Here is a 12,005-nt window from a genome sequence, read left to right on the forward strand (position 1 = left end):
TACCGCTAGAAAATTTTGTTCTGTCCCTCTTTTCCAGATGATCGGATTCCCGCATTCAAACGCTTCCTAATGCGTTTTTTTGTTTCATAGGACGCAATTTTCTATGAAACAAAAAGCAAAAAACAGCACCCTGTGTATTTTCTTCTCGAAATACACAGGATGCTGTTTTTTAGTCCAACGGATCAATCTCAATAATCCCGCTTGATTCCGCCCGGATTTTTCACAATTTATTTCATAACAATATTCACAATCCGTCCCGGAACATAAATTTCTTTTACGATATTTCCAGTCAGCTTGTCCTTGATAGCCTCTTTACCAGCGGCGATGGCATCTTCTTTGGAGATGTCTGCCGGTACGGTGATGGTCGCACGGACTCTGCCGTTGATCTGAACGGCTACCTCTTTCTCGTCATCCTTCATCTTCTCTGCATCGCACTCCGGCCAGGAAGCATGGAAGACACTGTCGGTGCCGCCGAGCTCCTGCCACAGCTCTTCACCCAGATGCGGTGCGAACGGTGCCAGCAGGATAGTGAAGGTCTTGAGGGTTTCTTTGTCGATGCCACCCTCTTTCTTCGCCAGATCGATGAGCTTGTTGTTGTACTCCATGAAACCGGAGATAACGGTATTCAGGCTGAACTGCTCGAAACGCTGCTCAATGTCGAATACCAGTTTGTGGCGCAGTTTAACCATTTCCTTGGTCTCTTTGATGTCTTTGTCCTTGCTGGTCATAACCAGGTTGTAGAAACGGTTCAGGAAACGGGATACGCCCTCGATACCGCGGTCATCCCACTCTGCATCCAGTTCCGGCGGTCCTACGAAAAGCTCATAGAGACGCAGGGAATCGCAGCCGTAGTCGCGTACCAGATCGTCCGGGGATACGACATTGCCTTTCGACTTACTCATCTTGATACCATTCTTACCAGTGATCATACCCTGGTTGAACAGCTTCTTGAACGGCTCGTCGAAGTCAATAACACCGATATCGCACAGGAACTTGGTGTAGAAACGGGAATACAGCAGATGCAGTACTGCATGTTCAACACCGCCGATGTACATATCAACCGGCAGATATTTGTCTGCTTTCTCACGGGATACCAGTTCTTTATCATTCTTGTTATCTACATAGCGCAGGAAGTACCAGGAAGATCCAGCCCACTGCGGCATGGTGTTTGTCTCACGTTTTGCCGGAGCGCCGCAGCACGGGCAGGTGGTGTTGACCCACTCGTCGATGGCTGCCAGCGGGGATTCGCCGGTACCAGTCGGCTGATAGCTTTCTACCTCCGGAAGTTTTAACGGAAGCTGATCCTCCGGAACCGGTACGTTGCCGCACTTCGGGCAGTGTACGATCGGGATCGGCTCGCCCCAGTAACGCTGACGGGAGAATACCCAGTCACGCAGCTTATAATTGACTCTCTTGTGACCGATACCTCTCTTCTCAATCATTTCCGGCGCTTCTTTTTTCAGTACGGAAGATTCCATACCATTCCACTCGCCAGAGTTGATCATCGTGCCGGACGCCTCGGTATACGCCTCAGTCATGTTCTCGATCTCTTTGCCATCTTTTGCGATAACCTGGATGATCGGAATATTAAATTTCTTTGCAAACTCGAAGTCACGGTCATCGTGTGCCGGTACGCACATGATAGCGCCGGTACCGTAGTCAGCTAATACATAATCAGACAGCCAGATCGGAACCTTCGCACCGTTGATCGGGTTGATTGCATAAGTTCCGGTAAATACGCCGGTCTTTTCCTTATCCTGCAGACGGTCTACGTTGGAACGCATGGAGGAATCGAAAATGTATTTCTCTACTGCCTCGCGGGTCTCATCGGTTGCCAGGCTCTTTGCCATCGCGTGCTCCGGAGCCAGTACCATGAAAGTTGCACCGTACAGGGTGTCCGGGCGGGTGGTGTAAACGGTGATCTTCTCATCGCGTCCCTCTACGCCGAAATCAACCTCTGCACCGTAAGATTTACCGATCCAGTCAGTCTGCATCTTTTTAACCTTCTCCGGCCAGTCCAGTTTGTCCAGATCATTTAAGAGGCGGTCTGCGTACGCGGTAATCTTGAGCATCCACTGGCGCAGGTTTTTCTTGGTAACCGGGGTACCGCAGCGCTCACAGCAGCCGTTGACAACTTCCTCGTTTGCCAGACCTGTCTTACAGGACGGGCACCAGTTGATCGGGAATTCTTTCTCGTATGCCAGGCCTTTTTTGAACATCTGGACGAAGATCCACTGGGTCCATTTGTAGAATGCCGGATCTGTGGTATTTACTTCCATATCCCAGTCATAGATGGCTGCGATCTCGTTGATCTGACGTTTAATATTTTTAATGTTGGACTCGGTCGAGATAGCCGGGTGTACGCCCATCTTGATCGCGTAGTTCTCTGCCGGCAGACCAAATGCGTCCCAGCCCATCGGATGGATCACGTATTTGCCGCGCAGCAGCTGATAACGGCTCCATACATCTGAAATAACGTAGCCTCTCCAGTGACCAACGTGCAGACCACTTCCGGACGGATATGGGAACATATCCAGGCAGTAATATTTTTCTTTCTTTCCATCGTTTACATTGATGGGATGTTTTTCCCAGTTCTCGCGCCATTTTTTCTCAATGGCGGTATGATTGTACTGTGACATCTTTGTTCCTCCTGTTTTCTGCTTAACCCACGCTGATTTTTTGCTATTTCCTGTCAAAATCCGGCTCCAGTCTCTAAAATGATGATTCATTATTGCAATCGACTGGTCCGTTGGCAGTTGCATAACATCCAACCCTTGCGGACATTCTTTCAATCCGGTAACGTCAAAAACGCCCTGCGTCTCTACATTACCTGTATAGAGACGCAGGGCGAAAATTCCAACTGCGCGGTACCACTCTATTTCACACGGAATCCGTGTGCTCCTCATCGTCCTGTAACGGCGGATGACCGGCTCTGTCTACTCGGGTATTCAAAAACACTTCTTTCAACAGGCTGCTCCCGGACCAGTTCGGCGGCTTCCTTCCGCTGCCTCACACCATCCGGCAGCTCTCTGTAGAAATTTCGCGGCTTACTACTTCCGTTCATTGCATTTGTGCTATCTGGTAGAATAGCATAAATGGGAAGAAATGTCAAGTAACGTGACCTTCTCAAACTTGCACGTGACAGATTCGACGTTCTTTCAATACATGACATTTTCGACAATCTTTCAATCACCGTCAAACCTACACCTGAATCCGCTCTGCCACTTCATCGCCCAGTGCCAGCCGAACCTTTCCATTTCCGATGATCAGACCATCCAGCACACGTCCAAGGACCCGGATACGGCTTCCTTCTTTGATTCCATAGCGCTCCAAAAAGTTCATCACATCCGCATTTCCAAACATCCACTTGATTTCACAGGACTCTCCCGCCTGCACCTTTGCCAACGACTGCATACAACGACCTCCTGACTGATATTCCGCTTTCTGTAACTGTTCAGTACCTTCACAGTCACGCGCAAAAATCCATTAAAAATTGCCTACGGCAATGGGATTTTTGTCTGCTGGTCCATGTTTTCGTACAGTCAGCGCAGTAAATGCGCAGACCTACTGAACAGTTACCGCTTTCTTTACTATTATTATATACAGTCAGACTATTGTTAGTCAATGGTAATAATTGTTAGTTAATTCTAACAGTATTTAGCCGTTACCGTGAACCATCTCCACACTTCTCCGTCCATCTCCCGGCGGATTCTGCCGCGCAGGCGAAGGTAGTCCAGATGCGCCATGCACTCGCCCACCGCGAACCACTTCTGGGACGGTGGAAATTCTTCCCAGCTGGCGGCACGGATCTTCCAGCGCATCTTTCCAGCCGTCTCATATGCCGTCATACCCGGATGTTCGGCAAGCAGCGCCTCCGTCTCCTCCAGACGCCGCTCATGGTGTGCCAGCAGCGCCTCGATGCGCGCCGCATAATCGCCTGTCTTCCGGTGTCCCGGTAGGGCAAGGCGGACCGGATATTTTCTGGCGAGACGCAGGCTGTCGAGATAGTCACCTAATGAATCCTCCGATTCCAGCCAGGAAGTAATATTCGGCGATATATCAAACAGGATATGATCGCCCGTGAACATGACGCCCTGCTTCTCTGCCCAGAACATCGCATTGCCCGGCGTATGCCCCGGCACGGAGATCATTTCCAGGGTGTAATCTCCTACCGTGTATTTCCAGCCTGCCTCAATCGGAACAAAACGGTCATCAACCCGATCCAGCTTATAGCGGACTGCCGGATTGAGCGCCTGCGTTTTCTTCATTTCATCCTCCGGAAATCCCCCGGCACGGAATTGCTCCGCCAGGCGAAGCGGACGCTCTGGTGTAAAACCGTCCTTTAAGATTGCCAGATCGGTTCCGCTGATATAAATGCAGCTGTCCGCCCCTGCCGCCTCCCTGGCGAGTCCCGTGTGATCCGAGTGCAGGTGCGTCAGAAGAATATCCAGCCGATCCGGACTGCTGCCAAGTGCCCGAAGCCCGGCAAACAGCGCCTCCCGGCATTCCTCGCGCCGAAATCCGGTGTCAATCAGAAGATCACGCTCGTTTTCTTTTCCCTTGATCAGGTAACTGTTGAGTTCCCGCAAAGGATTCTGCGGCAATTCCACACCGATCCGCCAGATTCTATCTGCCACCTGTTCTACAAGGGCTTCCCTCTTCTCTATGTTCTTTGTGATTTCTTCTCTTTTATTTTCTTTAAGCATATTTTTCCTTATTGAATCTATTGAATCTTCTCAGCCTTCTGCTTTCTCTTCTCTATGATCCATCGTTCGGAACAGATGTGCACAAATCAAAATCGCCACCACAATCGACAGATAATCAGCCGCCGGCTGTGCATAGATAACTCCATCCAGGCCAAACATCGCATTCAGCACGAAAATCAGCGGAATAAAAATCAGTCCCTGGCGGCAGATCGTAAGAATCAGCGACGGAAGCGCTTTTCCCATTCCCTGGATCGTATTGATGCAGAGGAATAAGATACCAAGGAATGGCGCAGAAAGCTGGAGCGCAACCACCATCTGAATACCATACTGGACAACTTCCGCATCATTAATAAACATCTGAATCATTGTCTTTCTTGCGACAATCATAAACAATGTCAGAATCGTTCCCATAATAACCGATACAAATCCTGTAAATTTGAATACCGACATCAGGCGTTTCTTGTTGCGCGCTCCATAATTATAACCAATCAGCGGCTGGATTCCCACGCAGAGACCAATCTGCAGCAGGACAACAAGCATATTGGATTTCATCGCAACCCCCATCGCCGCTACCGGTGTGTCACCGTAACCGACCAGCGCCTGGTTCAGGATAATATTGGCAAAGCTCATCAGGATGTTATTTAAGGAAGCCGGAATACCGATCCCTGCCACGCCGGAAACGATTCCATCTCCCATCTTAAAATCACGGAAATGAATCGACAGTGTCGATTTTCCCCGTAGATAATAAGCAATATAGTAAAGACAGGCCGCAATATTGCCGATGATCGTCGCAAGCGCTGCACCGGTCACTCCCCAGCCAAGCACCAGGATCATGATCGGATCCAAAATAATATTTACTACGGTACCTAACAGGTTTCCGACCATCGATTCTCTCGATGCGCCTTCTCCCCGCAGAATATTCGCAAATGCAGTTGAAAACATAATAAACGGCGCGCCGATTGCAATAATCGCCAGGTACTGTCTCGCAAAACCGATCGTATTTACACTGGCACCGATGAGATGCAGAATGGTTTCCATTCCAAGTACAGACAGGATAGCCACTATCACGCCCAGCCCCAGGGATCCATAGCAGCAGAATGAACTGATATGACATGCCCGGTCTTTATGGCGTTCTCCCAGTGCTCTCGATATCGCTGAGCTGCCGCCGATACCGAACAGATGGCCTAATGCCATAAAAATCATAAAGACCGGCGTTGCCAGCGAAACTGCCGCCACCTGCAGCGGATCCTTCGTCTGACCGATGAAAAATGTATCCGCCATGTTATAGATAACAACCACCAGCATGGAAATCATAGTCGGAACCGCCATGGTTGCGACCGCCTTCGGTACGGGTGTTTTTTCAAATAAATCCGTATTTGTTTTCATTTGTCGTAACTCCTCTCTTTCTATATTTGTTGTATTCTTTACAGTCACATTCTCGCGCCGAGCGCGGTCGCTTGCGACATGTTTCTGCTTCGCGCAAGTGCACATCATTGGCACGTTAGTGCCTTTTTGTGTAATAGGGGATTCCAAGGAATTTCCTATTACATAAAAATACAGGCACTTCTGCCTGCTGTGTAAAAGATCAACTCTTATTTATAAACACTTAATTTTATCATAAACACCTATTTTGTCAACTATTTCCGTATTAAACTTATCTTAAAACCCAGCTTAAAAATTGTCTTTTGGAATTGTCTTTGGAAGTTGCAAAAAAGCGCTTTCTGGGATATGATGGAAACTAGAAAATTATGAATTTCATACCGATGGAGGATTTTTACTATGTCTAACAATTACGCAGGCAAATTTGTAAGTGCTGAGACCGCCGTCAAGGCCGTTCAACCGGGCGACTGGGTGGATTATGGCTTTGGTGCTGGATTTCCGGAGCTTCTCGACCGTGCGCTGGCAGCACGCAGGGATGAGCTGACCGATGTCAAGATCCGCGGCGGTTTAGTCATCCGCCCGCGCATCGAGGTTGTCGAAAGCGACCCGGAGCAGAAAGCATTCAGCTACTACAGCTGGCACATCGGCGATTATGAGCGCAAGCTGCAGACCCGTGGGCTCTGCAAGTTTATGCCGATGATGCTGCGTTCCCTGCCGGAAATGTACCGCCACCACATTCGCGTGGATGTTGCCTTTGTACCGGTTTCCAGACCGGATGCGGACGGCTACTGCGGACTGGGTATTTCCAACTATGCATGGCGCACCATCTTTGAGAATGCGCGTACCGTCATCTTCGAGATCAATGAGCGCCTCCCGCGCTTACAGGGCGTCGATGGTTCCCACCGTGTCCACCTCTCAGAGGCAGATTTCATCGTCGAGGGCGAGCATGAGCCGCTTCCGATCCGCACCTACCGCGATCCGAGCGCCGTTGATATTGAAATTGCCAAACGTGTCGTTGAGGAGATCCCGGACGGCGCTGTCCTTTCCCTGGGCGTCGGCGGCGTTCCGTTTACCGTTGCCAATATGCTGGCACAGTCCGACAAAACCGACCTCGGCTGCCACACCGGCACCATCAGCGATGCTTTTTTAGCCCTCTATAAGGCTGGCAAGCTGACCAACAAGAAGAAGGAAATTGACAACGGTTATTCTACCTGGAACCTTGCCATGGGCTCTCAGGAATTATATGACTGGCTGGATAATGAGCCGCAGCTCTTCCATCCGGCTGACGTCGATTACGTCCACTCCCCGTACCGCATCGGTGAGATGAAAAATGTCATCAGTATCAACGGTGGTGTCGAGCTGGATCTGATGGGACAGGAAAATGCCGAGTCTGCCGGCACCCGACAGCTCTCCGGTATCGGCGGACAGATGGATTTCCTGGAGGGCGCATTCCGCTCCGAGGGAGGCAAGGGCTTTATCTGCCTTGCTTCCACCCACAAGAAAAAAGATGGCTCCTTAAAATCCAACATCGTACCGTTCATTCCGGGCGGCAGCACCGTATCTGCACCGCGTACCATGATTCAGTACGTGGCGACCGAGTACGGTATCGCAAAACTGACCGGGCTTACCTTAAAAGAACGAGCGGATGCCATGATCGCCATCGCACACCCGGATTTCCGTGATGAGCTGCGCCGGTATGCGGAGGAGAATTTTAAATAAAAATTGGAAAGATACATCGGAACCGAAACATCAACATTCCATGTTATCTTTGATTATTTGAAAACCAGAATTTTCAACATAGAAAAGCCGTAACCTTATACTTTCGCTCATGAGTTTAATCCCATGGGCGAGTATATCTGATTACGGCTTTTTATTTTTTATGCCTCTTTCTTCGCCCCTATAACAACCATAACCACCATAAACCGGCAGACCAAAATAATCATAGACGCAAAGAGCTGCCACAGCGCGATATGCAGAATCAGGCTGACTGCGTACCCACACAGTGCTGCTCCCATTACCATAGCATATCCACAGCACAGTTCGGAGTGATAGGAATGTCTGGGCGAACCTGCGGTGTAGCTTTCCATCAGTCCATAGAGCACCACATATTCCAGCATACAGGGAATCAGCGACCAGATGGTTCCGTCCGGCCGCCTCCAGAACATGGACAGGAAGCTAGAAAAAGCAGTCACCAGCACAAGCGCCGCCCCTGCTGCCCGGTACACTCTCATCTCTTTTACATCCATCTGGAAAAATCCAGCCTGCCGCTCTTTCTGGAGAATCCCGATATATAAAATCAGGAACCCGATGCAGGGCGGCAGCAGCATCACATGGAACAGATTAATATGAATCGAAGCAAGAATCAGACCGGCTAAAATCTTATGATCTCCCGTTTTCACTTAAATGCCTCCTCTTTCAGCAGATATTTCCACACATCAATAAAGCGAAGCTCCCTTCTCTTCCTGTATTCATTTTCAAATGAAAGAACCTGCTCCCCGCCATCTTTGCCGATATATGAAAGCACTGCAACTCCTGAATGAAATACCTGCGGCGACTGGTCTTCCTCTTTGCCAATCCAATGGCTCTGGAACGTCAGGACATCACCCGTTTTTACTGTCAGCCGTTTCGGATCTTCCCCTTCTTTTTGGGCTGGGATAGGCTCTCCATTTAAGGTCATCGAAAAATTTTCCATCTCCCCGGCTGACGCAATGCAGCCTTTTACTTCGATGGTTCCATCTTTCTGAACGGTGTAAACCTGTGTGGCCGTTCCATCTGAATTGGCGCTGGAACTTGGATTTTCCAGGGCGCTCCCGCCCTCCGGATTTGCAATCAGTACCAGATTACCAATTTTTACGTCCGCTGTGTTTCCATCTGAATAGAGCACCTGCGCCCGCGTCAGGATTCTCCACTGACGGATCCCGTTATGCTGCGGATCTTCAATCGAAAGCGTAGCATCCAGGCGATGAAGCGCATACTGTCCCGCTGACTGGACTGTCTCCCGCATTTCCTGCATTTGAAGTTCAGGCAACTCTGAAAAACGAATTTCTCTCACACAGATCTCATCCGTCACATCCGTCAGATAGGCAAAATTTACCTGTGTATACCATACATCCGAAGTTTCTACTCCGTCCAGCCCACAGCCCAGATAAGCCGACTGGCTGTAGTGCAGAAACAGCGGTTCTTTCAGCCGGAACGTATACTGGGCGATCAGACCCGCCAGCAGACAAATAAGCGCCAGCACCAGCCAGATACGCACGATCATCCGCTCCGGATGTTTCCGAACTGTTTTTGCCTGTTCTTTTACTTCCATGAGTTCCCCGCTTTTCTCATTTTTCTCTATCATAAAAAGGCCACCCACCTGTCTGTATAAGTTGTTCTCTTTGCAACATTATACCTTTTTACAGGTGGGTAGTCTTTTCTATTTTCTTACAATTTATAGCCTTCTTTTTGAAAATTGCAAAAGAACGCAATTCGTAGCAATTTGGCATCCGCATTCACTGCCTTAACTTCTCGCCTGTCCCATCGATAACATTCGCAGCGCTTTGTTCAATTCAAGCACAGCCTATAACCATATCGATCCGAAAGACCTTCCAGAAAGAGAAAGCCGCCGCTGACAGCCTTGATGAATCGGTATCGATCCACTCAGCCGCCTGCGGCGGTTTTCTGCTTATTTATATAAGAATATCATATTTTTGACCGAAACGGTAAGCACTTCATCCGCCATTATTCAGCTTCTGCCGCTCTCGCCTCCACTTCTCTCTTCTGTACATCGCCCGGAGCCTGCTCGTAGCGGCTGAACTCATAGGAGAATTCACCGATACCGCCGGTCATGGAACGAAGGTCGGTGTTATAACCAAACAGCTCGGACATCGGGATATCTGCCTCGATGATCTGTTTGCCGTGATGGTTGGAGTTCATACCGAGAACACGACCTCTTCTGCGGTTCAGATCGCCCATGACGTCGCCGGTGAATTTATCCGGAACGGTTACTTTCAGAGATGCGATCGGCTCAAGGAGAACTGGATTCGCTTCCATGAACGCTTTCTTGAATGCCAGCGTCGCTGCCATCTTGAATGCCATCTCGGAGGAGTCAACCGGATGATAGGAACCATCTAACAGGGTTGCTTTCACACCGACAACCGGATATCCAGCCAACGGACCCTTCTGTACGCATTCCTGAATACCCTTCTCAACTGCCGGGAAGTAGTTCTTTGGAACGGCACCGCCAAATACCTTCTCTTCAAATACATATGGTGTCTCCAGATCGCCGGACGGCTCGAAGGACATCTTAACATCGCCGTACTGTCCATGTCCACCGGACTGTTTCTTATATTTGCCCTGTGCTTCTACTTTCTTGCGAAGTGTCTCGCGGAATGCAAATTTCGGTTTGCTGAGCACAATGTCTACTTTATATCTTGCCTGCAGCTTGCTGACAACAACTTCGAGCTGCTGCTCGCCGATGCCGTAAAGTAAGGTCTGACGGTTCTCGGTATCGCTGACGCTTCTGAGTGTCAGATCTTCGTCCATCATCTTCGCCAGTGCACTGGAGATCTTGTCCTCATCGCCTTTGGTCTTAGCTGCGTATGCCATGTAGGTATACGGGGTAGAAATCTTCGGTTTGTGGTATACAATCGGAGCCGTGCGGACTGCGATGGTATCGCCGGTCTGAGTAACGTTTAATTTGGCAACCGCGCCGATATCGCCAGCCTTTAATTCCGGAACCTCGATGACATCCTTGCCGCGGAGAACATATACTTTCTGAACTTTCTCTTCAGCATCTTTGTTTACATTGTAGATAACGGTATCCGGTTTTAAGGTACCGGTACAAATCTTCATCAGGGAGTATTTGCCGATGAACGGGTCAACCACAGTCTTGAAAACACGTGCCGACAGGGATACATCGTCATTATATTTAGCGGTAAAGCGCTCTGCGGTCGATACATCGACACCGACACACTCGAACTTGTCCGGTGACGGGAAGTATTTATCGATCGCCTGCAGCAAATATGCGAAGCCCTGTGCATTGACACCGGAACCCATCATAACCGGAACGATGTTGCCCTCACTTACGTGCTCACGCAGCGCCTGTGCGATCTCTTCCTGTGTAAATTCTTCACCGGAGAAATAGCGCTCCATATATTCTTCACTCGTCTCTGCCACTGCCTCGATCAGCGCATCACGGATGATGCCGAGGTTCTTCTTGGTGTACTCCGGAATCTCGCATTTCTCATATTCGCTTAAATGAGTGAAACGGCGGCCTTCCATCTTTACCGCATTGACAAAGCCGACAAATTTTTCATTTTCACGGATCGGCACCTGGAACGGCGCGATCTTACGGCCAAACTGTTTCTCCAGTTTTAAGATCAGCTCACGGAAGCTTGCCTGATCGTCATCCATGTTGGTAACGAAGAACAGGCGCGGCAGGTTGTACTCTTCACAGAGTTCCCATGCTTTCTCGGTTCCGACTTCGATGCCAGCCTTGCAGTTTACAACGATGATTGCTGCATCTGCTACACTGATAGCTTCCTCTACTTCTCCCACAAAATCAAAATAGCCAGGGGTATCTAACAGGTTAATCTTGATCGGTCCATCTTCTCCCTGATACTCCAACGGAATCAGCGTGGTGGAGATAGAGAACTGTCTCTTGATTTCTTCTTTATCATAATCGCTGATGGTGGTTCCTTCTGGAACTTTTCCCATTCTCTTGGTAGTACCTGTTACCAGTGCCAGCGCCTCTGCTACCGTTGTCTTGCCGGCACCGCCGTGCCCCAGTAACACTACATTGCGGATTTGTTTTGTCCCATACACGTTCATAGTTAAGTCCTCCCGTCTATTTATTTTGATGTTTTCTTCTTGTATTTTAACCTCTGTTCATATTGTACAAGAAAATAGAGAAAATTTCAAGTAAAACAACACCTT

General features: G+C 49.3%; 8 protein-coding genes and 1 other annotated feature. Of the genes, 1 reads left to right on the forward strand and 7 read right to left on the reverse strand.

The genetic code is table 11. The features are described 5' to 3' along the window. Nucleotides 1-227: 227 nt before the first annotated feature. The 4 genes from leuS to DWY89_RS06345 all read right to left on the reverse strand — a co-directional run bounded on the left by leuS (nt 228) and on the right by DWY89_RS06345 (nt 6,092). A complete protein-coding gene (leuS, locus tag DWY89_RS06330; RefSeq protein ID WP_022360162.1) occupies nt 228-2,639 on the reverse strand; it encodes a leucine--tRNA ligase in 2,412 nt (803 codons plus the stop codon). Between the two features lie 195 nt (nt 2,640-2,834). Next, nucleotides 2,835-3,073, reverse strand: a binding site (T-box leader). Nucleotides 3,074-3,201: 128 nt separating this feature from the next. After that, on the reverse strand, nt 3,202-3,414 hold the full coding sequence (locus tag DWY89_RS06335) for a ferrous iron transport protein A (protein ID WP_022360163.1): 213 nt from the start codon (nt 3,412-3,414) through the stop codon (nt 3,202-3,204). A 233-nt stretch (nt 3,415-3,647) separates the two neighbouring features. Continuing rightward, complete coding sequence (locus DWY89_RS06340; protein WP_118523849.1) at nt 3,648-4,706, reverse strand: MBL fold metallo-hydrolase; 1,059 nt, start codon at nt 4,704-4,706, stop codon at nt 3,648-3,650. Between the two features lie 30 nt (nt 4,707-4,736). Further along, nucleotides 4,737-6,092: an MATE family efflux transporter gene (locus DWY89_RS06345; RefSeq protein WP_118523850.1), complete on the reverse strand. Its 1,356-nt coding sequence runs from the start codon at nt 6,090-6,092 to the stop codon at nt 4,737-4,739. 393 nt (nt 6,093-6,485) lie between these two features. Here DWY89_RS06345 and DWY89_RS06350 point away from each other — a divergent pair, with 393 nt between their 5' ends. Then, nucleotides 6,486-7,805, forward strand: a complete 1,320-nt coding sequence (locus tag DWY89_RS06350) for an acetyl-CoA hydrolase/transferase C-terminal domain-containing protein (protein ID WP_022360166.1) — start codon at nt 6,486-6,488, stop codon at nt 7,803-7,805. 158 nt (nt 7,806-7,963) lie between these two features. Here DWY89_RS06350 and DWY89_RS06355 read toward each other — a convergent pair whose 3' ends face one another. From DWY89_RS06355 to DWY89_RS06365, 3 genes are all read right to left on the reverse strand, one after another. After that, nucleotides 7,964-8,485 (reverse strand): hypothetical protein, encoded by a 522-nt coding sequence (locus DWY89_RS06355; RefSeq protein ID WP_107001643.1) that lies wholly within the window; start codon nt 8,483-8,485, stop codon nt 7,964-7,966. Then, entirely contained in the window at nt 8,482-9,429 is a 948-nt protein-coding gene (locus tag DWY89_RS06360) for a hypothetical protein (protein ID WP_118523851.1), read from the reverse strand. The genes DWY89_RS06355 and DWY89_RS06360 overlap by 4 nt, the downstream gene beginning before the upstream one ends. A gap of 380 nt (nt 9,430-9,809) precedes the next feature. Continuing rightward, nucleotides 9,810-11,900, reverse strand: coding sequence for an elongation factor G (locus DWY89_RS06365; RefSeq protein WP_118467340.1), 2,091 nt, complete (start codon nt 11,898-11,900; stop codon nt 9,810-9,812). Between the last annotated feature and the right edge of the window lie 105 nt (nt 11,901-12,005).

Source organism: Clostridium sp. AF27-5AA (genome assembly GCF_003478415.1).
Taxonomy (GTDB): Bacteria; Bacillota; Clostridia; order Lachnospirales; family Lachnospiraceae; genus Otoolea; species Otoolea fessa.

What these genes read in the sequence shown, in the direction of transcription:
- DWY89_RS06335 (WP_022360163.1), bottom strand. Translation starts at nt 3,414, where the DNA reads ATGCAGTCGTTGGCAAAGGTGCAGGCGGGAGAGTCCTGTGAAATCAAG.
- DWY89_RS06360 (WP_118523851.1), bottom strand. Translation starts at nt 9,429, where the DNA reads ATGATAGAGAAAAATGAGAAAAGCGGGGAACTCATGGAAGTAAAAGAA.
- leuS (WP_022360162.1), bottom strand. Translation starts at nt 2,639, where the DNA reads ATGTCACAGTACAATCATACCGCCATTGAGAAAAAATGGCGCGAGAAC.
- DWY89_RS06365 (WP_118467340.1), bottom strand. Translation starts at nt 11,900, where the DNA reads ATGAACGTGTATGGGACAAAACAAATCCGCAATGTAGTGTTACTGGGG.
- DWY89_RS06340 (WP_118523849.1), bottom strand. Translation starts at nt 4,706, where the DNA reads ATGCTTAAAGAAAATAAAAGAGAAGAAATCACAAAGAACATAGAGAAG.
- DWY89_RS06345 (WP_118523850.1), bottom strand. Translation starts at nt 6,092, where the DNA reads ATGAAAACAAATACGGATTTATTTGAAAAAACACCCGTACCGAAGGCG.
- DWY89_RS06350 (WP_022360166.1), top strand. Translation starts at nt 6,486, where the DNA reads ATGTCTAACAATTACGCAGGCAAATTTGTAAGTGCTGAGACCGCCGTC.